The organism is Thiomicrolovo immobilis (assembly GCF_039645955.1).
Taxonomy (GTDB): Bacteria; Campylobacterota; Campylobacteria; order Campylobacterales; family Sulfurimonadaceae; genus Thiomicrolovo; species Thiomicrolovo diazotrophicus.
On record NZ_CP147916.1, the window covers coordinates 583255 to 608668 of the forward strand.

Consider the following 25414-nt stretch of genomic DNA (forward strand, 5'->3'; position numbering starts at 1 on the left):
ATTTCAACAAAAATCATTATGCCATACTTGAGCGTTTTGGGGCTACTTCCGCGTCGCAAAGCAAGAGAGGTATCGGCGCTTTTTCGTTATAATTGCAAAAATTGAATTAGGATATTGATGAAAAAACTGGCCATTATCGGGCGACCGAACGTAGGCAAAAGCTCCTTTTTTAACCGTTTGCTCAAGGAACGCGATGCCATTACGTCGGAGATGGCGGGGACGACGCGCGACGTCAAAAAACGGGTCGCCACCGTTCTCGACCGGGAGGTCGAAGTGCTCGATACCGGCGGCCTTGACGAGGGAAGCGAACTTTTTGACAAGGTGCGCGAGAAGTCGATCGCGGCCGCCAAGCAGGCGGATATCATCCTGTTCATGGTCGACGGCAAGAACCTGCCGATCGAAGAGGACAAGAAGCTCTTCCACGAACTCGAAGCGATGGGCAAGAGCATGGCCCTCGTCGTTAACAAGATCGATAACGACAAGATGAAAGAGAAGGTGTGGGAGTATTACGAGTTCGGTACCCAGACGATCTTCGGTATCTCCGTCTCCCACAACCGTTCCATCAACCCGCTGCTCGAGTGGATCGCCAAACAGCTGCCCTACATCCCCCAGGCAGGGGAGCTGGAGGCGGCAGAACCGGACATGATGGACGAATTCGACGATCTCCTCGACGCGTATATGGAGGAGGACGAGGAAGAGGGCTCCATCTACGACGAGAATGACGAGATGAAAGAGAGCGACGAGGACCCGAACCATATCAGCGTCGCGATCATCGGCCGGGTCAACGTAGGCAAAAGCTCCCTGCTTAACGCCCTGCTGGGGGAGGAGCGCTCCGTCGTCAGCGACGTCGCCGGGACGACGATAGACCCCATCGACGAAACGATTGAGCGCGACGACAAGACGATCACCTTCATCGACACGGCCGGTATCCGCAAACGCGGCAAGATCGAGGGGATTGAACGCTATGCACTCTACCGTACCCGCACGATGCTTGAGCGCGCAAACCTCGCTCTGCTGGTGCTCGATGCCTCCGAGCCGTTCCGCGACCTCGACGAGAAGATCGCCGGCCTCATCGATGAGAACCGTCTCGCCTGCATGATCGTACTCAACAAATGGGACAAGGCGCCCAGGGACGATTACGACAAGATCGTGCAGCAGGTACGCGACCGTTTCAAGTTTCTGCACTACGCCCCGGTCATCACGGTGTCGGCATTGACGAAGCAGCGCATCCATAAACTTTACGACATGATCATCCAGATCAACGATAACTACTCACAGCGTATTACGACGTCGCGGCTCAACGAGGCGCTGGCGTTTGCCATGCGCAAACACCCCATCCCGTCGATGCACGGGCAGGTGATCCGTCTGTACTACGCGACGCAGTACGCAACGCGCCCGCCGCAGATCGCGCTCATCATGAACAAGCCCAAGGGGCTGCACTTCACCTACCGCCGTTTCCTCGCCAACCAGCTGCGTGAGGCTTTCAATTTCGAGGGGACCCCGCTGCTCTTCAAAGCGAAGAAGCGGGGCGAGAAGTAGGGCTCAGCCTGCCGCCAGAAACAGCGGCTCCTCTTCGACCTGCTGCCGATGGAAGTGCAGCAGTTTCCACTCTCCCTCCATCGTCTCCACAACAGCGGTACACGACTCCACCCAGTCGCCACAGTTGAGGTAGTGCACTCCCTCGATGTTACGGTTCTCCGCTTTATGGATGTGGCCGCAGATGACCCCGTCGAATTCGCGCCGTTTTGCTTCGGACACAAGAACCTGCTCGTAATCATCAATGAACATCACCGCTTTTTTGACGCTCTGCTTGGCGAAGTTTGAAAGGGACCAGAAGCGTTTGTAGCCGATCAGGCTGCGGATGCGGTTGATGGGTTTGTTGAGCTTGAGCAGCATTTCGTAACTAATGTCGCCGAACTTCGCCAGCCACTTCTTTGTCATCGTGATGCTGTCGAAGAAGTCGCCGTGGGTGACGAGGTACTCTTTGCCGTCTGTAGCGGTAAAGTGAAATTCGTTGGTGACCTCGATGTTGTCCCCCAGCGTCAGGGGGAGAAAGGAGCGGACAAATTCGTCGTGGTTGCCGAGGACATAGACAATTTTGGTCCCCTTGCGGGCGCGGCGCAGCAGTTTCTGGATGACGTCGGAGTGCTCTTGCGGCCAGCTCCAGCGGCGGCGAAGCGCCCAGCCGTCGATAATATCGCCGACAAGGAAGAGCTGTTCGCTTTCGAACTCGCGGAAGAAATCGAGCAGGGCATCGGCCTGGGCGTGGCGGGAACCCAGGTGGATGTCGGAGAGAAAAACGGAACGGTACTGCTTGACGCTGTTATCCATTTGTGTCACTTTCGTTTGGTTTGTGAAACCATACTCCACCATAATTGCGAAATGGATACAACAGTATTACTGATCAGCGACACGGTCTACGACGCCAACGGGGTGTCGCGTTTCATCCAGGATATGGCCGCACAGTCCCGTCAGAGGGACGGCCGTTTCTCGGTATTGAGCGCTTCGCCGCTTGGCGGGGAGGAGGTTGAGAGCAACATCGTCAACCTTCGGCCCTTCTGGTATGTCCGAATGCCCTTTTACCGGGAGCAGTTCCTCACCATCGTCCCGCCGTGGATGCAGATGTACCGCTACGTCAAGGCGGCTTCGCCGGATGTCATTCACATCTCAACGCCGGGACCGCTGGGAATCTGTGCGATGCTGATTGCCAAGCGGTGCGGCATCCCCGTGGCAGGGACCTACCATACGGATTTTCCCTCCTACATCCGCAAGCAGATCAAGCTGGAGATGGCCGAAGCGGTGACGCGGCGCTTCATGCGCTTCTTCTTTCACCGGATGCAGCGGGTATTCTCCCGTTCGCAGCACTATATGGAGGTACTGGAGCGGGAGCTGAAAATGGAAGAGCGGAAACTGCGCTTCCTGCCGCCGGGGAGCAATACGGAACGCTTTTCCCCCCGTCACCGGGACCCGGCGGTCTGGCCCCGTTTCGACATTCCCGTCGACACGCTGAAGGTCCTCTACGTCGGCAGGCTCAGCGTCGAAAAGAACTTCCTATTTGTCGTCGACCTCTTCGAGACACTGCAGCACACCTGCGACGTGCCGCTCTCCCTGATCGTCGTCGGCGAGGGGAGCCTGGCCGAGAGCGTAAGCCGGCGGCGCAACGGCCACATCCATCTGCTGGGTCTTCAGGGCGGTTCGGATCTCTCAGCCCTCTATGCTTCCTCGGACCTGATGCTGTTCGCCTCCGTCACCGAAACGCTGGGGCAGGTCGTGATGGAGGCGCAGGCCTCCGGGCTGCCTTGCATTGTCAGCGACCAGGGCGGCGTCACCGACACCGTGGCACACGGCAAAACGGGCTACTGCCTCAGTGTCGAAGATGACGAAGAGTGGCAAAGCAAAGCTAAAACGATGATTGAGAACAGTGTGTTGCGTCAACAGATGGGTATGGCCGGCTGGCACCGGATGCAGGAGCGCTCCATCGCGCAGACCTATGAGCGTTTTATGCAGGCGCATGATGAAATTGTCAAGCGTTAAGAGTTAAGGGTTAAGGGTTAAGGGTTAAGGGTTAAGGGTTAAGGCTCGCAGCGCTGAGAGGGCAAGGCGCGAGAGCTTTCCGCTGAGGAAAACTCGATATGCGCGCCCTGAGCGAAGCGAAGAAGTCCCCTTCGGGGGATTAGCGCAGTCGAAGGGGCTTTTGCTCCTTCGACGTACTGTTGGTATATTACAGCTCTTCGGAGTGTTTTGCGAGGTAGTCAGCAACACCGGCAGTGTCGGCTTTCATACCTTCGTCACCCTTGTTCCAGCCTGCAGGACAGACTTCGCCGTGCTCGTTCGTGAAGAGCATTGTGTCGACCATACGCAGCATCTCGTCGATGTTACGGCCGAGCGGGAGGTCGTTGATGACAGCGTGGCGGACCGTACCGTCTGTGTCGATCAGGAAAGAGCCGCGCAGTGCGACGCCGCCGTCGAGCAGAACGTCATAAGCTTTGGAGATCTCTTTGGTGAGGTCAGCGACGAGCGGGTAGCGAACCTGGCCGATACCGCCGTTTTCAACCGGCGTGTTTTTCCACGCGAAGTGGCTGAACTGAGAGTCGATGGAGACACCGATAACGTTGATGCCGCGATCCTGGAACTCCTGGAGGCGGTGGTCAAACGCGATGATCTCTGACGGGCAGACAAACGTGAAGTCCAGCGGGTAGAAGAAGAGGACAGTCCCTTTTTCGCCGAAGTTTTCGTAGAGGTTGAAATTGTCGACGATCTGGTTGTCGCCGAGAACGGTAGTCGCGGTAAAGTCCGGTGCTTTTTGTGTAACGAGCATGGTTGAAACTCCTGTTTTTATGGGTGTAAACACACGGCTGAAACCAGTGGAACGTTTCAGCCGTGCGGTTGACAGTGCACATTCTATTCAAATACTCTTTTAAAAAAAATTATCGTTTAGACAAGGTGCATTCGCTTTAAAAATGCTTCAGCACAGCGTTGCTGGTTCCGCATATGCATTGGGGCAGATCGGGTACGACACGCGCCGTTCCGATACGGATCGTGTTACGAAAAACTTAAAAACAGCACAGGCAAACCCGTGTACATCCATGTATAGGGTTTTGGAAGTGCCCTTTGGCTATACTTCGATGATTTTTAGCTTTTTGCTATCTTTCATCAACTGGGCACCTCATAAGCTCCTCGAGATGACGGGGGTTTTTGAGGTGCCGATTTTACGATAAAGGAAAGATGTGTCTAAAGAGTATATTTTTACTTCCGAATCCGTCACTGAAGGACATCCGGACAAGATGGCCGACCAGATCAGCGATGCGATCTTAGACGATATTATTTCAAAAGACCCCAGTTCCCACGTTGCCTGTGAAACCCTCGTTTCCAATGGATTCTGCGTTATTGCCGGCGAATTGAAAACCCATGCGTATACCCCGATGCAGGATATCGTGCGCAACGTTGTCAAAGAGATCGGATACACGGACTCCACCTACGGGTTCGACCACCGCTCCGCCGCGGTGCTCAATGCCATCGGCGAGCAGTCCCCGGAGATCGACCAGGGCGTTTCCCGCGAAGGCGGCGAGATCGGTGCCGGCGACCAGGGACTGATGTTCGGGTACGCCTGCCGGGAAACCGACGTGCTGATGCCGCTGCCGATCTACCTGGCGCACCGCATTACCGAACGGCTTGCCGAAGCGCGCAAGGAGGGGATCATCCCCTACCTGCGTCCCGACGGCAAGGCCCAGGTCAGCGTCCGCTACATTGACGGTGAGCCCGTCAGTGTCGAGACGGTTGTCGTCTCGACCCAGCACCATGAGAACATCCCGCAGGAGCAGATTCACAACGATGTGATCGAAACGGTGATCAAGCATGTTATTCCCGCCGAACTCCTGAGCGAGAACATTGTCTACCATATCAACCCGACCGGCTCCTTCGTCGTCGGGGGACCGCAGGGCGATGCCGGTCTGACCGGTCGCAAGATCATCGTTGATACCTACGGCGGCTCCTGCCCGCACGGCGGGGGAGCGTTCAGCGGGAAGGACCCGACCAAGGTCGACCGTTCCGCAGCGTACGCGGCGCGCTACGTCGCGAAGAACCTTGTCGCTTCCGGTGCCTGCGACCGCGCAACGATCCAGGTCGCCTATGCCATCGGCGTCGTTGAGCCGATCTCGGTCATGGTCGATACCCACGGCACGTCCGTCGTGGACGAAGAGAAGATCGAGGCGTGCGTCCGCGAACTTTTCGACCTGACACCGAAAGGGATCATCGAGAGCCTCGATCTGCTGCGCCCGATCTACCGCAAAACGGCCGCTTACGGCCACTTCGGTCGGGAACTTCCGGAGTTTACCTGGGAGAAGACCGACAAAGCCGAAGCGATTCGCGCCTATCTCGGATTCTAACCGGCGTCGTGAGGGGAAACGGCGGTGCCAAAACGGCCGTTTTTCCCGCCATGCACGCCGTTTCGGCGATTTTTCCTGTTACCAATCTTCAGTCCTATTTTTGCATGCTCGTTTCAGCCCCATTTTTTAGGAATCATTAAAGTTCTTTCGCTAAACTTTTTTCACATCTACCATAATTGAAGGAGAAAATATGGCAGTATTGATTAACGACACATGTATCAACTGTGGTGCCTGTATTGACGAATGCCCGGTTGAGGCGATCGTAGACGAGGACGATAACCCGACGGGTGAAGAGATCTACTACGTTTACGGCGACAAATGTGTTGAATGTGTTGGCCACCACGATGAGCCGGCATGTGCAACTGCTTGTCCGACAGAAGGATGTATCACATGGGACGCAGTCGGCGAAAGCCCGTCTCACCGCGATGACATCTCAGACGACATGCGCAGCGACCACACACCGGTTGTTGAGTAATCGAATCAAATAATGTACCCTTGCGCCTTCGGGCGCAACCCTTTTTTCACAATTCTTCAAAAAAATTTCCATTTCATCAGAATCAGATCTTTTTTTTGCTATAATTCCACCCTATTTTTGACTACTATAGGAGATACCGAATGGAACAAACACTGTCCATCATTAAGCCGGATGCCGTAGCGAAGGGTGTCGTCGGCAAGATTCTTGATCGTTTTGAAAGCAATGGTCTGCGCGTCGCTGCAACGAAAATGCTGCAGCTTTCCCGCAAAGACGCTCAGGATTTCTATGCCGTTCACAAAGAGCGCCCTTTCTTCACTGACCTGGTCGAATTCATGGTCAGCGGCCCGGTGGTGGTCAGCGTTCTTGAAGGTGAAAACGCCGTAGCCAAAAATCGTGACCTGATGGGCGCGACAAACCCGCAGGAAGCGGCGGCGGGCACGATCCGCGCCGATTTCGCGGAAAACATCGATGCCAACGCGGTTCACGGCAGCGACTCTCTTGAGAACGCTGAGATCGAAATTCGCTTCTTCTTCGCACAGAGAGAGATCTCCTAACGCAGATGAACATCCCGTTTCGTCGCGTCACAGCCGACCCCCAGCCCTTCGTTCTCGAGAAGAACGGTGCACGGTTAGAGGGGACGCTGCGCAAGTACCGCAGCGGTCTGGTACTGCTCGAAGCGACGATGCAGGGGAGTCTTGGCGTAGATTGCTATCTCTGCGGCGATTCCTTTGCTATAATGCCGGATGAAAAAGTCGAATTTCTGATTTCTGACGGTGTTTTTCATGGTCAGGATGAAACCTATGATGTGGTCGAGATGCATGATGGCACCATCGACCTCGACGAAGTGTTCGATTCGGAAATCGCTTTGATCGAAAGCGATTATCACGCCTGTCCCAAGTGCAGGTAATCTACAAAGAAAGGAAATAACATGGCAGTACCTAAGAGACGCGTATCCCACACGCGTGCAGCAAAACGCCGCACCCACTACAAAATCAAACTGGCACGTCCGGTCAAAGACAGTGACGGCACTTACAAAATGCCGCACCATGTCAATCCGACAACCGGCGAGTATAAATAATTGAAGGTCAAAATCGCGATTGACGCGATGGGTGGGGACTTCGGTCCCGAGCCTATTGTCAAAGGAACGATTGCGGCACTGAAGCATTACCGTTTTGAGCCGATCCTTGTTGGAAAGAAAGAGGAGATTTTGCCTTTGATTCCGGGCGGGTTCAAAGACAAGATTTCGATTGTCGAAGCGGAGGATGTCATTGCGATGTCCGATGCAGCGACCGATGCGCTCAAGCGCAAAGAGAGCTCCATCTACAAAGCGGTTGATCTGGTCCGTAACGGTGAAGCCGACGGCGTCGTCTCCGCAGGGCACAGCGGCGCGACCATGTCGGTAGCGACCCTGCGCCTCGGACGTCTCAAGCACGTCCTGCGTCCGGCGCTGGTGACGCTGATGCCGAACAAGAACAAGAAGCGTACCGTGCTGCTTGACGTCGGCGCCAACGTCGACTGCAAACCGGAGCATTTGGCCCAGTTCGCCGTCATGGGGAGCTGTTACGCCCATGACATGTGGGCGATTACCCTCCCGACCGTCGGCCTCCTGGCCAACGGCGAAGAGGAGACCAAGGGCAACGACGTGACGAAGGGGGCCTTCCAGAAGCTTCGCGGCATGGAGGGGTTCGTCGGCAATGTCGAAGGACGGGATATCTTCAATGGTTCCGTCGACGTCGTTGTCTGCGACGGTTTCATCGGGAACCTTGTCCTCAAGTCTTCCGAAGGGGTTGCGAGTACGATCACGCACCTGATCAAGGACTATATCCGCAAATCGCCTATCGCGATCACGGGCGCGCTCCTGATGCGGAAGGTCTTCAAGCTTCTGAAAAAAGAGCTTGATTATGCCGAAGTCGGCGGGGCTCCGCTGATCGGGGTCAAGGGGTGCACCATCGTCAGCCACGGCAAAAGCAACTCCAAAGCGATTAAAAACGCGATCAAACAGGCGATCGACTTTGTCGATACCGGGGTCAACGTTCACATTGAACGCGCCCTGGATGCCACTGCCAAGTAAAAGGACAAGCCATGTATGCAGCTTTTCGTTCCATCGGGGCATACGTCCCCGAGCGTATTCTGACCAACGCCGACCTGGAGAAGATGGTCGATACCTCTGACGAGTGGATCACGAAACGCACCGGTATCAAAGAGCGCCATATTGCCGCCGACGACGAGTTTACCAGCGACATGGGGGCCAAAGCGGCTGCACTGGCGATCGAGCGTGCCGGCATCGCCAAAGAGGAGATCGATCTCGTGATCTGTGCGACGATCTCTCCGGACTACTTCAATATGCCCTCAACTGCGACTATCATCTCTTCCAAACTGGGCCTGCCCCAGGTGATGGCCTTCGATATCTCCGCTGCATGTACGGGATTTGTTTACGTCGTCAGCATGGCGAAGGCCTTTATCGAGTCGGGGATGAAAAAGAACGTCCTCGTCATCGGGGCGGAGAAACTCAGCGCCATTACCGATTACACGGACCGTACGACTTGCATCCTCTTCGGTGACGGCGCCGGGGCGGCGGTGATCAGTGCGACGGAGAACAAGGACGAAGCGATCCTCGACGTGCATACGGGTGCCGACGGCACCTACGCCGATCTGCTGATGACACCGAACGGCGGCACGGGTTCGGCCCATGACGCACTGGACGCGGAAGCGAAGACCGGCTGTTTTATGCAGATGAAGGGGAACGAAACCTTCAAGGTCGCCGTCCGAACCCTGACCAGCGACGTCAAGGAGATCCTTGCCGAAAACGGTATGAGCGCCGATGACATCAAGCATTTCGTGCCGCACCAGGCGAACTACCGTATCATCAAAGCGGTCGGTGACGCCCTGAACCTGCGCGAAGAGCAGGTGGTGCTGACCGTGCACAAGTACGGGAACACCTCCGGGTCATCTATCCCCATCGCGATCAACGACCTTTATGAAAGCGGCAAGCTGCAAAAGGGCGATATGATGTTGCTCGATGCCTTCGGCGGCGGTCTGACCTGGGGAAGCGCGCTGGTGCCGTTTGCAGGACCGGCTTCGGTATGATATAATCCCCGGGACATCGGGTAGGAAAGAGGCACATGGTTTACGCGGCAATCGGGATTTCACTGTTATTCGTCATACTGCTGATTGCTTTTAACGTTCGTTCGAACCACTGGCGCAACCGTCGCGAGAAAAAGCGCCGTGAAGTCGCCGACCGCCGTGTGAACAAAGGGCGCCGCAAGCGTAACAACCTTGACCATGAAAGCAGTCTCCCCGACCGCCGTTACGGCGGTGACCGCCGCGTCGGTCCGGAGACGCGCCGCCACAAAAAGCGCCGGGCGGAAGACCGCTTTGGCCACAATTGACCTCCCCCTTCTTTTTATAGAAGTCCACGACAGCGAAGTGCCGTGGCTGAAAATTTTTCTCCGCCGCACCGTACGTGAATTCAGCGAGTGCAACGCCGAAGAGAAAGCGGCGGTCTGGGACGCCCTTGACGTGATCGAGCGGGAGATGCTCGAGTACTACCGTCCCGAAAAGATCAACATCGCCTCTTTTGGCAATATGCTGCCGCAGGTCCACTGGCACATCATGGCCCGTTTCAAAGCGGACAGCTACTTTCCCGAACCCATGTGGGGCCCGAAACAGCGCGAAGGTGCACTTGAGCTGCCGCCGCTAGGAACGTTTCTTGAACGTCTGGCGAAAAAGTTTTCCGCCGAATCCTGACTTCATCTCTTTTTGGTTAGAATTGGTCGAAAACGAAGAAAGGGAAAACCTTGCAACGTTTTCACTCCTATCCGGTCAGACTTGACGGAACGGATCCGCAGGCGACACGCGACGCGATCCGAAACGATTTCCTCAGTGCTTATTCGCTCTTTGAAGCCCTCTTCGGGCTGTTGAAGGACGATAACGTTTTCTTTCGCCGTTCGGAACGGACCCGCCATCCGATGATCTTCTATTTCGGCCATACGGCAACGTTCTTTATCAATAAACTTGTGCTTGCGAAGGTGATCGACAAGCGGATCAATCCGGATTTCGAATCTCTCTTCGCGATCGGTGTCGACGAGATGGCCTGGGATGATATGGACAGTTCACGCTATGAATGGCCCGGCGTGGATGCCGTACGGGAGTACCGTACCCGGGTAAAGACACAGGTCCTGGAGCTGATCGATACCCTTCCGCTGCAGCTGCCGATCACCCAGGAGAGCCCCTGGTGGGTCATCCTGATGGGGATCGAACATGAACGGATTCACATCGAGACGTCGAGCGTGCTGCACCGCCAGATGCCCCTGGAGGAGATCCGCCCCTCTGAAGCGTTCCCATACTGCAACGACGCCGGCTTGGCACCGGAGAATAGCTTGACAGTGATCAGCGGCGCGGTCGTCCAGCTAGGAAAAGAAAGAGGGGATCCCTATTACGGCTGGGATAACGAATACGGCAGCGCGCGCATGGAGGTTCCGGAGTTCCGAACGGCGACGATGCTGGTCAGCCATGGGGAGTTCCTCCCCTTCGTCGAAGCGGGTGGCTATGAAGATCCTGTTTACTGGGACGAGGAGGGGATGCGTTTCCTGAAGCGGAGCGGCGCGAAACATCCGCCCTTCTGGGTAGCGAAAGCAGCGGGGGGCTACCGGCTGCGCCTGCTGGACCGGGAGATCGACCTGCCGATGGACTGGCCGGTGGAGGTCAACTGCCTCGAGGCACAGGCGTTCTGCCGCTTTAAAAGCGTGCAGGAGGGGCGTGCGTACCGCCTGCCGACGGAAGCGGAGTGGGTAAGGATGCTCGAGAGCTCCACGGCGCTTGCGGGCGAACGGTTCGACGATACCAACGCAAATATCAATTGGAACCACTTTGCCTCCTCCGTCCCCGTCAACACCTTCTTGCAGGGCGGGCTGTACGATGTCGTCGGAAACGTCTGGCAGTGGACGTCATCGACGATTGACGGCTATACGGGGTTCGAACCGCATCCGGTCTATGACGACTTTTCCCTGCCCACCTTCGACGGCAAACATAATCTGATTAAAGGCGGCTCGTGGGCCTCGACGGGGAACGAGACCCTGCGCCATTCGCGCTACGCTTTCCGCCGCCACTTCTATCAGCATGCGGGGTTCCGTTACGTGGAAGCCGATGCCCCCGCTGAGAGCATGCCGGAGAATATTTACGAAACGGACAGCCTGGTGGCGCAGTACTGTGAATTCCAGTACGGGCCGGACTGTTTCGGCGTGAAAAACTTTGCGCGCAACTGCGCGGAGCATGCCGTCGCTTTCACGGCTTCCACGCCTCAGAAGCGGGCGCTGGATCTCGGCTGCGCGACGGGACGAGCCTCCTTCGAATTGGCCAGGGTGTTCGACGACGTCACCGGGATCGACTTCTCCGCCCGTTTCATCCAGGTCGGTACAGCCCTGAAAGCGCAGGGACAGATCGCCTATGAACGGGTAGAGGAGGGGGACGTCACGACCCGCCAGATCCACTCGCTCGAGGAGTTCGGATTGAAAGAGACGGCCGGGAATGTACAGTTCTGGCAGGGGGACGCCTGCAACCTCAAGGCGCATTTCAGTGGGTATGACCTGATCATGGCCACCAACCTGATCGACCGCCTCTACGAACCGGAGCGCTTTTTGGCGCAGGTGCATGAACGGTTGAACGACGGTGGGATACTGCTGCTGACATCGCCCTATACCTGGCTGGAGGAGTACACGCAAAAAGCGCACTGGCTCGGCGGCTATTATGACGAAAACGGGGAAGCAGTCGAGAGCTTGAGCGGGCTCAAGGCAATCCTCTCGCCGCATTTCGAGCTGCTCGAGACCTTCGACGTGCCTTTCGTGATCCGCGAAACGGCACGAAAATATCAGCATACGCTCTCACAGATGAGCGTCTGGAAAAAACGATAAAAGAATCACTGAAGCACAGTTTTACTGTGCGCGCACCGGAGGAAGTGCTCTTGGAGTGTGGGCACTCCGCTGAGGATGAAGCTTGCGGAATTCCACAACGCAGTGAGGACAAAGCACAGCGCTAGCGTAGGAATCCGGGCTTTCAGGAAACATCGCTTCGCGAGCAGTCCCCTTGTTTTGCTCGGATTCCGTTTAAGCCAGTAGTTCCGCCGCGACGCTGAACTGGTTGGCCATCATCAGGTGCACTTTCGGGTGCAGGGCCATGATGTCGTCGAAGAGCTTTTTGCTCAGATCGAAGCCGATCTTGTAGGCATCGTCCGTCTCTTTGGCGCTGCCGAGGGCTTCGAGCCAGGAGGGCGGAACGTGAATGCCCGGAACGTGGGCATCGAGGAACTGGGCCGTGCGCAGTTTCGTAATGGGGAAGAGGCCGAGGATAAGCTGGGCACTTGTGCCGTGCTTTGCATTGGCTTCGTCCATCAGCTCCAGCAGTACCTTGGCGTTGTCGAGGTCGAAGACCGGCTGGGTGATGATCCCCTGCGCGCCGTGTTCGACTTTTTTGGCCATCTTCTTGTAGAGGCTTTTTGGGTTGCGGGCAAAGGAGTTGACGACGGCAAAGGGGAGAATCGGCTGCGGTGCGACGGAGAAGGCTTTGCCCTCCAGGTCGGTGCCGGCGTTAAAGGCGGCGATGATGTCCAGCAGCAGGGTACTGTCGCTTTCAAAGACCCCCTTGGCGTCTTTCTGGTCGGAGTTTTTGGCCGGGTCGCCGGTCAGGGCCAGGATGGCACGGACGCCGGCTTCATTGGCCCCGAGCAAGTCGCTTTGCAGGGCGATGCGATTGCGGTCGCGCATGCTCATGGTCGCCAGGACCGGTTTGCCGAAACGCTGTTGCATCGCCACGGCGGCGAAAAGGGCGTTGTATTTCAGCTTGGCAAGGGGGTTGTCGGTGGTACTGAACGCGTCGACGCGCTCATGCAGGCCGAGGGATTCGATCGTGTCGATGACGGGGGCGAAGGAGGCGGAGTGTGACGGTGTTGTCTCGAGACTGACATAACGTCCGTTTTTTAGCTTTGCTTCCAGTGCGTCAAACACGATTTACCCCTGCGGTGCGATATAATGGCGCCATTATAACCTAGGGCCCCGCCAAAAAACCTGTACCGGTCGGGGGATGCCCTTAGGGAGCGTAAAGGATAGCGATGCGGTTGTGCGTGTTTGATTTCGATTCGACGTTGATGGACGGAGAAACCATCGACTTTTTTGCCGAGGCGCTGGGCATAGGTGAAGAGGTCGCCGTGATTACGGAGCGGGCCATGAACGGGGAGCTTGACTTTTTCGAGAGCCTTCAGCAGCGGGTCAAACTGCTCGAAGGGCTTGACGTCGAGACGGTGGAGCGCATCAGCCGATCCCTTCCCTACATGCCGGGAGCGAAGGAGACGATCGCGGCACTGAAAGCGCAGGGGATTACCGTCGTCTGTTTCAGCGGCGGTTTCCGAACGGCGACCTCCTACGCCAAAGACGTGCTCGGTTTCGACGCGGACTTCTCCAACGCGCTGCATGCCAAAGAGGGTAAGCTGACCGGCGAAGTCGGCGGGGACATGATGTTCAACTGGTCGAAGGGGGACATGCTTGTAAGGCTGCAGGGGCTGCTCAAGGTGACGCCGGAGGAGACGATGGTTGTCGGGGACGGGGCCAATGACCTCAGCATGTTCGCCCATGCCGGGACACGCGTCGCCTTCTGCGCAAAACCGGTCCTGAAAGAGGCGGCGAATATCATCATCGACACCAAAGATCTCCGCGAAATCCTGGGGCGTCTCGTATGAACCTGTGGGAACGCTATAACCCTGAAACAGTGCTCGGCAGTGTCCTGGGGGAGATGACGGGGCTGCCGATGATGCTGTGCCCGGAAAAAACGCTTTTCGAAGCGCTCAAGCGCCACCTGACGCGCAAAGAGCTGCGCTGCTGGGTGATGGCCCAGGGCGGGGTTGACCCGGAGACGATCGGCACGGAGACAGGTCTTGGTGCGGAGGAGATCGACAATGCGCTCCGCAAAGCCTCCAAAAAGATTCGCCAGCCCAAGCTCCGGAGTGAATTCCAACAGCTTCTCGGCGCCCTGGAAGCGGAGGATGAGTAACGGACAATGTTAAGTTTTCTTTATCTTTCGTTCAGCCTTTCGTGATAGAATTGTGTTACTTTAACGGTTTAGGAGGGATGGAAAGAATGCAAAAATCACTATCAGCCCTGTTGGGCGCGGCACTGCTGCTTGGGAGCTTTTCAACGGCGGCGAACGCCGATGTCAAACGGGGGCAGAAAGCCTATCTGAAAAAGTGTAAACGCTGTCACGGCAACGGTACGAAGGGGGCCGCGATGAAGACCCAGAAAGAGTGGGCGGACGCTTTCGCGGATGATGCCGCGCTGTTCAGATCGTGGCACAAAGATGACAAGAAGGCGATGAAATATATCGACAGCAGCCGTTTCAAGAAAGATGCACCGAACCTGAAAGATTTCCTCTACGAATACGGTTCGGATTCCGGTAACGTCCCCTCCTGCGGGTAAGCCTGCCACCGTCCCTCCGGGACACCCTTCCTCTCTACTCCGGCTCATCACTGTTGATTTCGATGGCGCCGTACTCCTGTAAAAGTTCTATGATCTGCTTGCGCTGATGTTTCTGCGCGATCCGCATGGCGCTCATCCCCTGCGGCGAGATGCGGTTGACGTCACAGCCGCATTCGCACAGAAAACGGCAGACATCAATGTGGTTGTAGTAGACCGCCAGCATCAGCGCGCTCCAGCCGTAGTGGTCGATGCGGTCGATATCCGCGTAGTTGTTAATAAGCACTTCGACCGCCGACTGGCGCCCCATGGAGGCGGCGACCATCAGCGCCGTCCGACCGTTCTTGTCGGTATAGTTGACGTCGCTGCCCAGCTGCATCAGCAGACGGAGGTGTTTTTTGATCCCGTCGTCCTGGCGCCGCGCGACAGTGTGAAAGAGCGGCGTCCAGCCCGCCCGGTTCGTCGGAATGTCCGTATGGGCCCCGTGGTCGAGCATAATACGCAGCAGGTTGCGGTAACTGTCGGCGATCTCCGGGTAGGTCTCGATGCCGCGATGCACCAGGGAGAGTGGCGTATGCAGGCCGTCGTAGGTGAGAATGTTTGCGCCGTGACGGATCAGCGCGGCGGCCCCATCGGGGTTGCCGTTACGCAGGGCGATGGTCAGGGCCGTCGCATGGTTGTCCGTACGGTGCTCCAGGGTAGGGTAGCGCTGCAGCAGTTTTTCCAGGAGGCGCACGAACTTGGGGTGGGAAGAGGCAATGATGACCGGCGTGATCCCGTGCAGGTCGCCGGCGTCAATCGCGAGGCCCTTGTTGAGCAGGTAGGTGACGAGTTTCGGATTGTTCCCGAACACGGCGTGGTGCAGCAGTGTCCGGTTCTGGACATCGCGTTTGGAGAGCTCCATCGGCGTCGCCTCGGCATTGACGATGGCGTAGAGGTTCCCCTTGGATGCCAGCTCGAAAAGATCCGGCTCGGCCGGGAGGTCGAAAACAGGCTGGACCTCTTCGAGCAGGGAGAGGAGGGTTTTGCTTTTTTGGGCTTTGGCAATGGCGGTGGGGGTCAGACCTTCGCTGTTCTTTGCAAGGGGGCGGGCGCCGTACTGCAGCAGCTGCAGGACGATCTCTGGGTCGCCGAGTTTGACGGCGAAGTGCAGGGGCGTTTCCTGCTCCCGGTCCGCGAGGTTGGGGTTGGTGCCGTGCATGAGGAGGTGCTCGACGATCCGCGTACGCTGCTGCATCACGGCGACGATCAGCGGGGGACGGTGGCCGAAGGCGTGGTAGTCGACGTCGAACCCCTCCTCGATCATCGACAACAGTGTCGCCTTGTCGTCGCTGCGGATGGCGTTGAAAAAGGTCTCGCTTTTGTGCTCGATGATCTCTCCGGCACTGGGGTCGTAGAGATGCGTTCCCAAAAGCATGGCGCTGTGCAGACGCTCCATAAAGGGCATAACGGCTCCTGCAATCGAATGGATTTTGTTCTATCCTAGCATAAAAGTGTAAAAGGGGATTGAAAAAATGGGTGAAAAAATAGACTCAAAGCTCCGATGCGGGCGCTTCAAAGATCGAAACTACCTGAGCGTTCTGCCGGGGCGGACTGTTGTGAACACTATCCGCGGCAGCCGGCTGTTATGCAATGTCTAGATCCCTTTAAACTCGAAGGGTTCGCTTGTCTTGAAGAATTTGTTGGCTTCCCCGGCGTACACTTCACCGTGATCCAAGGTGAGTTTCTTGACCGGCGTGCCGGGACTGAGGTCCGCTTTTTTGAGGTCTACCCAGACAACATTCGGTGTCAGGACGTTTTCAAAGTAGTAGACAAGACGCTTTTGATCCGCCACTGCTCTCCAGCGCGTATTTGAGATATGGGGTTGGTTCGGTGTTGATATGCCGTAGGGGACGGACACATTCCTGATCACACTGAAAACACTTGCCACTGCAATACGGGTATTGCTTGTCTGCGGAATGGCATTGATATAGTATGAAGCACGTACAAACCGATCCGGCGCCCTGTTCGATCCCGGCAGGAACGTGGTTCCCGGGATCTGTTCCCAATAGCCTTTGTCGGCAAGCTGTTCCTCGAACACGGGATCGTTTGTCATCACCTGGTACGCCGGGTTGTGATGGATGATCAATCTACCGTTGATATATTCCAGGATTGCGCTGTCTCCTGTCGCATCGGACAGAGAGAGGTGCACCGTCGTGAATTTATCCGTTCCGGGAATGAAGTCCGTAACGATGGTGAACTTCTCTTTTCCAAACGCCTCCACCGCCTCCGCAACCGTCGCGAAATTGTCGAGTGCGTACTGGGCCCAGGCCGCGATCGTCAACCCTTTCTTCTTCTCCTTTTTGTCAAACGCGGGATATTGCGATTTGACGAGCCAAAGCATATTGGCGACCAGCCCCTTCTCGTTCATCCCGTCCGGTGCGGCGATATCCCAGGAACTGGCGACAACGCTCCCGTAGCGCGAGGTCCAGGTGATTGAATTGGGTCCGACCTCCCCGCTGCGTTTCATGCCGCGGGGAAAAAGCCAAAGGTTGGCGGGAATATCGATGGAAAAATCCATCGTACGGCCGGTGATCACCGTTTGGTCAGGGCCTTTATACACCACCCTTGTGCATGCCATGGCATCGACGGCAACGAAAATACCCAGTGTAAGCATTCCAAAAGCCAGCAGAGGTTTCATGAACTTCATTGTGTACGTTCCTTGATAGCGATGGGGTGTTTTTATGAACGGCATTGTTGGATTTCCCTTTTCGGTGATATCTGGAATGTTCGGCTATCTACGATAGTGAAATCACAAAATAGTATACGAAAATATTTTTGGACTTACTGAATTTTGGTACAGTTTAGAAGATTGATGAGGTGGTATGTAATCGGGGGAAGGAGTGGCGAAGGCGGCCTGCCTCCGCCGGTCAAGCGAAATTACTTGATAATTTCGAACGGGTTGACGACAACTTCCTTGCGGGAAATTGTGTACGGGATGATCGCAGCGGAACGTGCACGCTTGATCGCGATCGTAACCATGTCCTGGTGGCGCTTGCAGTTACCTGTCAGGCGGCGCGGCATGATTTTGTAGCGCTCAGAGAGTGAGTGCTTGAGGCTAGAAGCGTCTTTGTAGTCGATGAAGTCGACTTTCGCTTCACAGTATTTGCAATAACGTTTTTTATATTTGCGTTTTTCTGCCATGGTTTTTTTCCTTGCTGTCTATTATTCTAGAATGGGATCTCGTCTTCGTCGATGTCGATCTCGGGAATCGTATTCTCCGGCATCTGCTGTTTCGGCGGCTGGTAGGCATTCTGCGGTTGCGGCTGCTGCGGCTGCTGCGGCTGCTGCGGCGGCGGGTTGTAGCCCTGCTGCGGCGCGTTGTATCCCTGGGAGCTCGGGGCGTTGTAGCCGCCGTTGCCCTGGGGCGCGTCGTATCCGCCCTGATCGCCGCGGGAATCCAGCATCTTCATCTCTTCGACGTTGATCGAGTGTTTCGAGCGTTTCTGCCCGTTCTGGTCCGTCCACTGCTCAAGCATCAGTCGCCCTTCGACGAGGACTTTACTCCCCTTGCGAAGGTACTGGTTTGCAATCTCGCCGCTGCGGCCGAAGAAGGTGATGTCGATGAACATCGTTTCATCCACCATCTCGCCGTTTTGTTTCTTGAACTTGCGGTTGGTCGCAATGCCGGTTTTGGCGATGGCCATACCGCCTTGCGTGTAACGAAGCTCAATGTCGCGTGTAAGATTACCTACCAGAATGACTTTGTTGAACATATGGAAACTCTCCTAACTGCTTAAGAAGCGGCGCTTTCGCTGCTCTCTTCGGTTTTCGCCGGCTGTTGCTTTGTCTTCTCGACCAAATCGTTCCATGCTTTGACTTCGCGCTTGGAATCGTATTTGATCGTGACGTAACGGAGGAGTTCCTCGTTGATGCGGAAGCGGCGTTCGATCTCCGCGATCGCAGACGGCTCGATCATGTAATAGACAACGTGGAAGTAACCACGCGGGCTTTTTTCAATCGGGTAGGCCAGTTTGCGCATACCCATCTCGTCGCGTGCAACGATTTCGCCACCGTTTTCAGTGATGACGGCTTCGATCGCAGCGATGCTGTTTTTGATCTCTTCTTCTGTCAGGGTCGGTTTGACGATGACAAGGTTTTCGTAATGTCTCATGTAGAGTATTTCTCCTTATGGTTTCATCCCTCATGGCTCTCGGTCACGGGTCATCCCGCGCGATAATATGCATTGCGTCGCAAAGCACAAAGAGTAAGGAACGCGCAATAATACATAATTACGGCTTAATTTAAGGTGAAATTCAGACGTTGCATATCGAGTGCAACGGCGGCGGCACACCGCAGGGGGTTCAGCCGCTCTTGGCCGGCCTACAGGAGGGACTGGACTTTCAGGAAGGTCGCGGCGAGGAGGGCGCTTTTGCTCCCGCCGCCCGCCGATTTCATTTGCAGCTCCGTCTCGCCGAGCAGGCTCATCATCCGGGTGTACTGCAGCTGTTTGAAGCGTACGCTCTGCTGCTGCCGCGCCTGCTCGATGCGTGGGGGGAGTTTGTAGCCGAGGATCTTGGCCGAATCCGCCGCGCCGTTCAGGCGGATGGAGGCGTAAAAGAGATAGAGCTGGGCGATATGGTTCGAGAGCGCCGTCAGCAGCCTGATTTCATCTTCGCCGTGTTCGAGCAGGCGGCGCATCAGGGGAACGAAATCCTGTTTCTGGAGCAGGGCGTCGATGAGCTGGTCGACCTTGACCTCCGCGACGCCGTAGACGAGTTCGTCGATCTCCTTGATGCCGATACGCCCCTGCAGAAGTGAGAACTTGTCCAGTTCGTTGATGGTAAGGGCGAGGTCGCCGTTTTGCGATTCGAGCAAATGGGTCGCGGCGTAGGGGTCGAGATTGATGCCGCGCGCGGCCGCCTCGTTCAGCACGATCTGGCGCGCCTCGTTGGGAAAGGGGCGGAAGAGCCTGACGTCCGCACCACCCGATTTCGGGCCGAATGCGCTGGTGGCGCTTTTTTTGAAGTCGGTGCCGAAATAGGCGTAGATGAAGAGGTTACCGGGATTCTTCTGTACCAGGTCGATCAGGGCAGTGAGGTCGTTTTTCGGCAGTTTCTTCTCACTCTTGACGATAAGGACGTTGCGGCCGCCGAAGAGTGACCCCTGCGAGAGATGCGCCTTGGCGCTCGAGAACTGGTACTCATCAAAGTAGACGCTGAGAATGTTGGGGTCCTCGACGGCGGCGAGCTGTTTGGTGTAGTGCTCGATCAGGAAGTGGCTCTCGCCGTAGAGCATGACGGCCCCGGGGCCCTTGCCCTGTCGGATCAGGTTGTCAAGATCCTGCCGCTTCATTCGCGCTCCTTGGAGAGGGTCGCATGGGACTCAACGGTGCGGACGTAAGTCGTATGGATCCGCGCGGTGGCCAGGCTGACGTTCTCGATACGCAGTTCGATGTCGTCAAAGAGCATGACCGGCTCGTTCGTAACGACTTTGACTTTGGCGCCGCGCAGCGGTCCGGTGATCTCGGCGCGCAGTTCCGGGTCGGTGGCGTAGACCCGCGCCGGGAAAACCTCGCCGATATGTTCATTGGCCCAGCGGGCGAACTTGCGGTCCATGAAACGCACTTCAATGTCGCTCGCCTCGCGCTCCTTATCGCTGATGGCGAAACAGAGCGCATCGATGTTGCGAAGGACGTAGGAACCCTCCTCCTTGTCGCCGCGCTGGATCGCCTTGAGCAGCCGGTGGACGATGAGGTCCGAGTAGCGGCGGATGGGGGAAGTGAAGTGGGTATAGCGCTCGAATCCCAGCCCGAAGTGCCCGACGTTGTCCGGGGCGTAGCGTGCCTGCATCTGGGAACGGATAATGAGGGTATCGACTTCGTGGGCGATCCCGCGCTTCTGCGCTTCGTGCTGGATGCCCGTGATGGTCTCTTTGAGGCTCTCTTTCTGTTCCGCGATGATCCCGATGCCGGCCAGTTCGGTATAGAGGCTCTGCAGTTTCGCCGGGCTCGGGGGTTCGTGGATACGGAAAACACCGCGCTCGTACATCGCCGCCGCGGCCTTGTTCGCCAGCAGCATACAGTCTTCGATGAGGGCATGCGAGGGGGTCTCCTCCGCGACGGTCGTCTCGACGATGTTCTGCGCGTCATCCAGGGCCATCTCCAGCTCCTCGGAACGGAAGTCGAAGCCGATTTTGAGGCGTTTTGCGCGCAGGGCGTCGGTCAGTTTGCGCAGTTCGAAAAGGTTGGCGATGACGGTGCGTTCGTCGTCGTTTGCCGGCGCGGCTTTGTCCGGAGCGTCAAAGAGCGCGTCGACCTCTTCGTAGTTGAAGCGCCGTTTGGAGTGGATGATGGACTCGAAGAGTTCCGTCTCGACGACCTCGTGGCTCTCCGGGTCGAGGACCATCTTGAAGGTGTAGGCGAGGCGGTCGACGTGGGGCTGCAGGGAGCAAAGCGTCTCCGAGAGCTCGCGCGGCAGCATCGGGATGGAGCGGTGGGGCAGGTAGATGGAGAAGCTGCGGTAGATCGCCTCGGCATCGATGGGGCCGAAGGGGGTGACATAGGCGCTGACGTCCGCAATGGCGACATAGAGGGTGTGCGCGTCGGGCAGGTAGCAGACGGCGTCGTCGAAGTCCTTGGCCGTGACGGGGTCGATGGTGCAGAAGGGGAGACCGCGCAGGTCCTTGCGTCCCGGAAATTTCGAGGCATCGACTGTTTTGTCGAAACTTGCGGCGAGTTTTTGCACCTCTTCGTCGAACGCGTCGTGCTTGTTGTACATGGCCAGGACGATCTTTTCGTCCACCAGCGGGTCGGCCAGGTTGCCGAGGACCTCCATGATCTCGCCGTTTTGGTTGTTGACCTTGAAAAGCGTCCCCTCATCATACCCGGCGAGGGCCTCGGCGCTGAGCGGCACCCCGGCGGGGTAGTCGTTGCGGATGTCGAGCACCGATTTGACGCCGTTTTGGATCTTGACGTAGGCGACGCTGAAGGTCTCCGCCCGTCCGACGACGGCGACGAGCTTCGCCGAGGGGCGTCCCCGGCGCCCAAGCAGCCGTTTGACGATGACGAGGTCCCCCTCTTTGGCGTCGCCCAGGTCGTGTTCGTCGATAAAGAGGTCGCGCACGTTGGCGCCGAGGACCTGCAGGTAGGCGCCGCTGCCCGACTGGTTCATGGCGATGGCGCCGGCACGGTACTGGGAAGGGAGGCGGTAGACGCCCTCTTCGAGGACGACGAGGCCTTCTTGGAGCCACTGCGCAACGAGGGGCTTTTCGTCTTCGGTAACGTCCTGGGCATAGAGTCCGACGGTCAATCTGACAAGGAGTGATTTCATGGAGACTTTCGATTTTTTACCAGATTATAGCGTATGGGATAACTTATGCTAAAATTTTCGACTACCAATATTGAACACATTAGGAGAAAAAGCATTGCAGTTTATTGATAGTGAAGCGGTATTGAAACAGCTCGGTTATTCACCGAACGAGGCACTCATGGAGCAGGTCGGACGCATCGAGGCGAATACGGCCGGATATGACAAGATCCAGAAGCACATCCTCGAGCTGCACGAGCAGCTGAAAGTCGATGACAGTTTCGTGGCCCTTTCGAATACACGCGACTGTTTCAAGATCAAGATCGAGGCGCCGAGCGACGAACGCAAAGCCGAAGCGCTGGAACGCCTGAACCATTTCACCGAAAAATACAAGATCGACCTCGAACAGGTCCCGGGAAAAGAGACCTACTACATCCTGGGGTACAGCAAGTAAATCATGCGCGTTGAGCCGATGACCCCCGAGGGGTACGATCTGCTGACGAGGGAGTTCAAATTCCTCAAAGAGGTCGAAAAACCCCGTGTCAACCATGAAAAGCAGGTGGCGGCGGAGCTCGGCGACCGCAGCGAAAACGCGGAGTACCACGCCGCCAAGGAGAAGCTCCGCCACATCGACAAGCGTCTTTTCTATCTCAACGGCATGATCGAAAAGGCCCGGGTGATCGACCCCGAAGGCCTCGACCACAGCCGGGTGCATTTCGGCGCGACCGTCACCCTGGAGCGCATCGAAGACGGGGAGGAGGAGCGCTATACGATCTGCGGGGTGCTTGAGAGCGAACCGGAGATCGGACTCATCTCCGTCCATGCGCCCCTCGCCCGGGCGGTCATGGGCAAAGCGGAGGGGGACGAACTGACGGTAAAGCTGCCCGCCGGTCTGCGCGCATACGAGGTGCTCGGCATCGAGTATATTCCGCTTTTTTCACTGAAAAAACAGATCCGGGGCGAGGCGGATTTCAGTTTCGCCTGAAAAGCGCTTCCTCTGCGTTTCCCCCTCTGCCGGCACCACCGGAAATTCAACTCCCCTTTGCTATAATCCTTCCCACTATTTATGCGTAAGGAAATGCAGTGAATCAGCCACTAGAAAACATAGACGAGCTTCTGGCCCAGCACAAACTGTCCAAGCTTGATTATGCCCACATCAAAGAGATCCTCGGGCGCGAACCGAACCTGGTAGAACTCGGAATCTTCTCAGCGATGTGGTCGGAGCACTGCAGTTACAAATCCTCGAAAAAGCACCTCAGCGGCTTCCCGACGAAGGCGCCGTGGGTCATCCAGGGGCCGGGCGAGAACGCAGGCGTCATCGACATCGGTGACGGGTATGCGGCAGTCTTCAAGATGGAGAGCCACAACCACCCCTCTTTCATCGAACCATACCAGGGCGCGGCAACGGGTGTCGGCGGGATCATGCGCGACGTCTTTACGATGGGGGCGCGCCCGGTTGCGAGCCTCAATGCCCTACGTTTCGGCAGTGTGCACGGCGACGATGCGTCGGCACACCACCAGCGCTTCCTGGTGCGCGGCGTCGTCGAAGGGATCGGCGGCTACGGCAACTGTATGGGTGTTCCGACGATCGGCGGCGAGATCAGCTTTGATGAGTGCTACAACGGCAATATCCTCGTCAATGCCTTCAACCTCGGCGTCGCCAAGGCTGACGAGATCTTCTACGGCCGTGCGGAGGGGATCGGCAACCCGGTCATCTACGTCGGCTCCAAAACGGGCCGTGACGGTCTCGGCGGGGCGGTCATGAGTTCCGACTCCTTCACCGAGGAGTCCAAATCCCTGCGCCCGACAGTCCAGGTCGGCGACCCCTTCACGGAGAAGCTGCTGCTCGAAGCGTGCCTCGAACTCTTCAAGACGGACTACGTCATCGGTATCCAGGATATGGGTGCAGCGGGACTGACGTCGAGCTCCTTCGAAATGGCGGGCCGCTCCGGTTCGGGGATGATCATGCACCTCGACCGTGTTCCGGCGCGCGAGGAGGGGATGATGCCGTACGAATTCATGCTTTCCGAATCCCAAGAGCGGATGCTCCTCTGTGCGAAGAAGGGAAGTGAACAGGCGATCATCGATATCTTCGAGAAGTGGGACCTCGACGCGGCCGTCGTCGGCGAAGTGACCGATACGGGGCGCATGGAGCTCTTCTGGCACGGCGAGAAGTGTGCCGACGTCCCGGTCGACCCGGTCTCCGAAGAGGCGCCTATTCTCGACCGCCCGACGGCGCGCCCGGCCTACCTCGACACGATCAAGGGGGTCTCCATTGACGATTTCGAGACGCCGTCCAACCAGGAAGCCTTCGAGACATTGATGGCCTCCATGGAGGTCGTCGACAAGGCGTGGGTCTACGAACAGTACGACTCCATGGTCCAGACGAACACCGTCAAAAAAGGCGGGATGCTCGACGCTTCCGTCGTCCGCGTCAAGGAGAACGGCCGGGCCCTCTCTATGAGTTCGGACTGTAACGTCCGCTACTGCTACGTCGATCCGAAAAACGGCGCCGCCGCCGCCGTCGTCGAAGCGGGCCGTAACGTCGCGATGAGCGGTGCGCGTCCGCTGGCCATTACCGACTGTCTCAATTACGGCAACCCGGAGAACCCGGAAGTGATGTGGCAGTTCGCCGAAGGGTGCTTGGGGATCAAAGAGGCGTGCGCCGAACTCAACACCCCGGTCATCGGCGGGAACGTCTCGCTCTATAACGAAACGAACGGGGTCTCCGTCTTCCCGACCCCGGCGATCGCGACTGTCGGCGTAAACGACGACGAGAACAAGGTCCTGATGTCCTCTTTCCAGAAAGCCGGCAACCTGCTTTACCTCGTCGGCGAGACGAAGAGCGAGTTCGGCGGCTCCCTCTATATGAAAGAGATCTGCCACACCGTCGCCGGCGAGATGCCCGCGATCGACTACAAGAACGAACTGGCCCTCTGGGACCTCGTTATCGAAGCGAACAAGCAGGGGCTGCTCTCCTGTGCCAAAGACCTCAGCTCCGGCGGGGCGGCGGTCGCACTCGGCAAAATGGCGGCAACGAGCGGCCTGGGCTGCGACGTTACCATGAGCGTCGCAGACGCCCGCGATATCTTTGCGGAATCCATGGGACGTGCCATTATCGAGGTTGCACCGGAAAACGCGGCGGCCTTTGAAGCGATGGCCGGTGGCCTTGCCTGTGAAAAAGTCGGTACGGTCGGCGGCGACAGCATCAAAGTCAACGACGTTACGCTTCTGCTTGCCACTTTGGATGACCTCTACTTCAACACCTTTAAAAAAGTCGTCGAGCAGGACATCTGACCCCACCCGCACGAC

At 57.1% G+C, this 25414-nt stretch carries 28 protein-coding genes; 18 read left to right on the forward strand and 10 right to left on the reverse strand.

The window, feature by feature from the left end; translation table 11 throughout:
- Window positions 1–117 precede the first annotated feature (117 nt).
- Entirely contained in the window at window positions 118–1539 is a 1422-nt protein-coding gene (gene der, locus WCX72_RS03015) for a ribosome biogenesis GTPase Der (protein ID WP_345970796.1), read from the forward strand.
- A 3-nt stretch (window positions 1540–1542) separates the two neighbouring features.
- Here der and WCX72_RS03020 read toward each other — a convergent pair whose 3' ends face one another.
- On the reverse strand, window positions 1543–2331 hold the full coding sequence (locus tag WCX72_RS03020; protein ID WP_231020368.1) for a UDP-2,3-diacylglucosamine diphosphatase: 789 nt from the start codon (window positions 2329–2331) through the stop codon (window positions 1543–1545).
- Window positions 2332–2382: 51 nt separating this feature from the next.
- Between WCX72_RS03020 and WCX72_RS03025 the strand changes: the two genes are divergently transcribed.
- Window positions 2383–3534 (forward strand): glycosyltransferase family 1 protein, encoded by a 1152-nt coding sequence (locus tag WCX72_RS03025; RefSeq protein ID WP_345970797.1) that lies wholly within the window; start codon window positions 2383–2385, stop codon window positions 3532–3534.
- Window positions 3535–3721: 187 nt separating this feature from the next.
- Here WCX72_RS03025 and WCX72_RS03030 read toward each other — a convergent pair whose 3' ends face one another.
- The gene (locus WCX72_RS03030) at window positions 3722–4318 is read right to left on the reverse strand and encodes a peroxiredoxin (RefSeq protein ID WP_345970798.1); all 597 of its coding nucleotides are present in this window, start codon (window positions 4316–4318) and stop codon (window positions 3722–3724) included.
- A gap of 409 nt (window positions 4319–4727) precedes the next feature.
- Here WCX72_RS03030 and metK point away from each other — a divergent pair, with 409 nt between their 5' ends.
- The 10 genes from metK (at window position 4728) to ovoA (ending at window position 12269) form a co-directional block, all read left to right on the forward strand.
- Window positions 4728–5885: a methionine adenosyltransferase gene (metK, locus tag WCX72_RS03035; RefSeq protein ID WP_345970799.1), complete on the forward strand. Its 1158-nt coding sequence runs from the start codon at window positions 4728–4730 to the stop codon at window positions 5883–5885.
- Between the two features lie 190 nt (window positions 5886–6075).
- Entirely contained in the window at window positions 6076–6360 is a 285-nt protein-coding gene (locus tag WCX72_RS03040; protein ID WP_345970800.1) for a 4Fe-4S dicluster domain-containing protein, read from the forward strand.
- Window positions 6361–6500: 140 nt separating this feature from the next.
- On the forward strand, window positions 6501–6914 hold the full coding sequence (gene ndk / locus WCX72_RS03045) for a nucleoside-diphosphate kinase (protein ID WP_231020373.1): 414 nt from the start codon (window positions 6501–6503) through the stop codon (window positions 6912–6914).
- A 5-nt stretch (window positions 6915–6919) separates the two neighbouring features.
- Entirely contained in the window at window positions 6920–7267 is a 348-nt protein-coding gene (locus WCX72_RS03050; RefSeq protein WP_345970801.1) for a hypothetical protein, read from the forward strand.
- A gap of 21 nt (window positions 7268–7288) precedes the next feature.
- Window positions 7289–7438: a 50S ribosomal protein L32 gene (gene rpmF / locus WCX72_RS03055; RefSeq protein ID WP_231020375.1), complete on the forward strand. Its 150-nt coding sequence runs from the start codon at window positions 7289–7291 to the stop codon at window positions 7436–7438.
- Window positions 7439–8431 carry a phosphate acyltransferase PlsX gene (gene plsX, locus WCX72_RS03060; protein WP_345970803.1) on the forward strand — a complete coding sequence of 331 codons (993 nt, stop codon included), beginning with the start codon at window positions 7439–7441 and terminating at the stop codon, window positions 8429–8431.
- 11 nt (window positions 8432–8442) lie between these two features.
- Complete coding sequence (locus WCX72_RS03065) at window positions 8443–9447, forward strand: beta-ketoacyl-ACP synthase III (RefSeq protein WP_345970804.1); 1005 nt, start codon at window positions 8443–8445, stop codon at window positions 9445–9447.
- Between the two features lie 35 nt (window positions 9448–9482).
- Window positions 9483–9749 carry a hypothetical protein gene (locus tag WCX72_RS03070; protein WP_345970805.1) on the forward strand — a complete coding sequence of 89 codons (267 nt, stop codon included), beginning with the start codon at window positions 9483–9485 and terminating at the stop codon, window positions 9747–9749.
- Window positions 9736–10107, forward strand: a complete 372-nt coding sequence (locus WCX72_RS03075; protein ID WP_345970806.1) for an HIT family protein — start codon at window positions 9736–9738, stop codon at window positions 10105–10107. The genes WCX72_RS03070 and WCX72_RS03075 overlap by 14 nt, the downstream gene beginning before the upstream one ends.
- Before the next feature lie 50 nt (window positions 10108–10157).
- On the forward strand, window positions 10158–12269 hold the full coding sequence (ovoA, locus tag WCX72_RS03080; RefSeq protein WP_345970807.1) for a 5-histidylcysteine sulfoxide synthase: 2112 nt from the start codon (window positions 10158–10160) through the stop codon (window positions 12267–12269).
- Between the two features lie 192 nt (window positions 12270–12461).
- Here ovoA and WCX72_RS03085 read toward each other — a convergent pair whose 3' ends face one another.
- Entirely contained in the window at window positions 12462–13358 is an 897-nt protein-coding gene (locus WCX72_RS03085) for a methylenetetrahydrofolate reductase (protein ID WP_345970809.1), read from the reverse strand.
- A 104-nt stretch (window positions 13359–13462) separates the two neighbouring features.
- Between WCX72_RS03085 and serB the strand changes: the two genes are divergently transcribed.
- From serB to WCX72_RS03100, 3 genes are all read left to right on the forward strand, one after another.
- Window positions 13463–14086 (forward strand): phosphoserine phosphatase SerB, encoded by a 624-nt coding sequence (serB, locus tag WCX72_RS03090; protein WP_345970811.1) that lies wholly within the window; start codon window positions 13463–13465, stop codon window positions 14084–14086.
- Window positions 14083–14397, forward strand: a complete 315-nt coding sequence (locus tag WCX72_RS03095; protein ID WP_345970814.1) for a hypothetical protein — start codon at window positions 14083–14085, stop codon at window positions 14395–14397. The genes serB and WCX72_RS03095 overlap by 4 nt, the downstream gene beginning before the upstream one ends.
- An 86-nt stretch (window positions 14398–14483) precedes the next feature.
- On the forward strand, window positions 14484–14819 hold the full coding sequence (locus WCX72_RS03100) for a c-type cytochrome (protein ID WP_345970816.1): 336 nt from the start codon (window positions 14484–14486) through the stop codon (window positions 14817–14819).
- Window positions 14820–14853: 34 nt separating this feature from the next.
- Here the strand turns inward: WCX72_RS03100 and WCX72_RS03105 are convergent, their stop codons facing one another.
- The 7 genes from WCX72_RS03105 to WCX72_RS03135 all read right to left on the reverse strand — a co-directional run bounded on the left by WCX72_RS03105 (window position 14854) and on the right by WCX72_RS03135 (window position 22126).
- On the reverse strand, window positions 14854–16263 hold the full coding sequence (locus WCX72_RS03105) for an ankyrin repeat domain-containing protein (protein WP_345970818.1): 1410 nt from the start codon (window positions 16261–16263) through the stop codon (window positions 14854–14856).
- Window positions 16264–16452: 189 nt separating this feature from the next.
- A complete protein-coding gene (locus tag WCX72_RS03110; protein WP_345970820.1) occupies window positions 16453–17505 on the reverse strand; it encodes a linear amide C-N hydrolase in 1053 nt (350 codons plus the stop codon).
- A 230-nt stretch (window positions 17506–17735) separates the two neighbouring features.
- A complete protein-coding gene (gene rpsR / locus WCX72_RS03115; RefSeq protein ID WP_231020385.1) occupies window positions 17736–17999 on the reverse strand; it encodes a 30S ribosomal protein S18 in 264 nt (87 codons plus the stop codon).
- A gap of 26 nt (window positions 18000–18025) precedes the next feature.
- Window positions 18026–18571 (reverse strand): single-stranded DNA-binding protein, encoded by a 546-nt coding sequence (locus WCX72_RS03120; protein ID WP_345970823.1) that lies wholly within the window; start codon window positions 18569–18571, stop codon window positions 18026–18028.
- Between the two features lie 20 nt (window positions 18572–18591).
- Window positions 18592–18969: a 30S ribosomal protein S6 gene (rpsF, locus tag WCX72_RS03125; protein ID WP_231020387.1), complete on the reverse strand. Its 378-nt coding sequence runs from the start codon at window positions 18967–18969 to the stop codon at window positions 18592–18594.
- Between the two features lie 209 nt (window positions 18970–19178).
- Window positions 19179–20150 (reverse strand): DNA polymerase III subunit delta, encoded by a 972-nt coding sequence (holA, locus tag WCX72_RS03130; protein ID WP_345970825.1) that lies wholly within the window; start codon window positions 20148–20150, stop codon window positions 19179–19181.
- Complete coding sequence (locus WCX72_RS03135; RefSeq protein WP_345970827.1) at window positions 20147–22126, reverse strand: ribonuclease R family protein; 1980 nt, start codon at window positions 22124–22126, stop codon at window positions 20147–20149. Before WCX72_RS03135 ends, holA begins: the two co-directional genes overlap by 4 nt.
- A gap of 94 nt (window positions 22127–22220) precedes the next feature.
- Here WCX72_RS03135 and WCX72_RS03140 point away from each other — a divergent pair, with 94 nt between their 5' ends.
- The 3 genes from WCX72_RS03140 (at window position 22221) to purL (ending at window position 25399) form a co-directional block, all read left to right on the forward strand.
- Window positions 22221–22556 carry a hypothetical protein gene (locus tag WCX72_RS03140; protein ID WP_345970829.1) on the forward strand — a complete coding sequence of 112 codons (336 nt, stop codon included), beginning with the start codon at window positions 22221–22223 and terminating at the stop codon, window positions 22554–22556.
- A gap of 3 nt (window positions 22557–22559) precedes the next feature.
- Entirely contained in the window at window positions 22560–23087 is a 528-nt protein-coding gene (gene greA / locus WCX72_RS03145; protein WP_345970831.1) for a transcription elongation factor GreA, read from the forward strand.
- A gap of 98 nt (window positions 23088–23185) precedes the next feature.
- A complete protein-coding gene (purL, locus tag WCX72_RS03150) occupies window positions 23186–25399 on the forward strand; it encodes a phosphoribosylformylglycinamidine synthase subunit PurL (protein ID WP_345970833.1) in 2214 nt (737 codons plus the stop codon).
- Window positions 25400–25414: the final 15 nt, after the last annotated feature.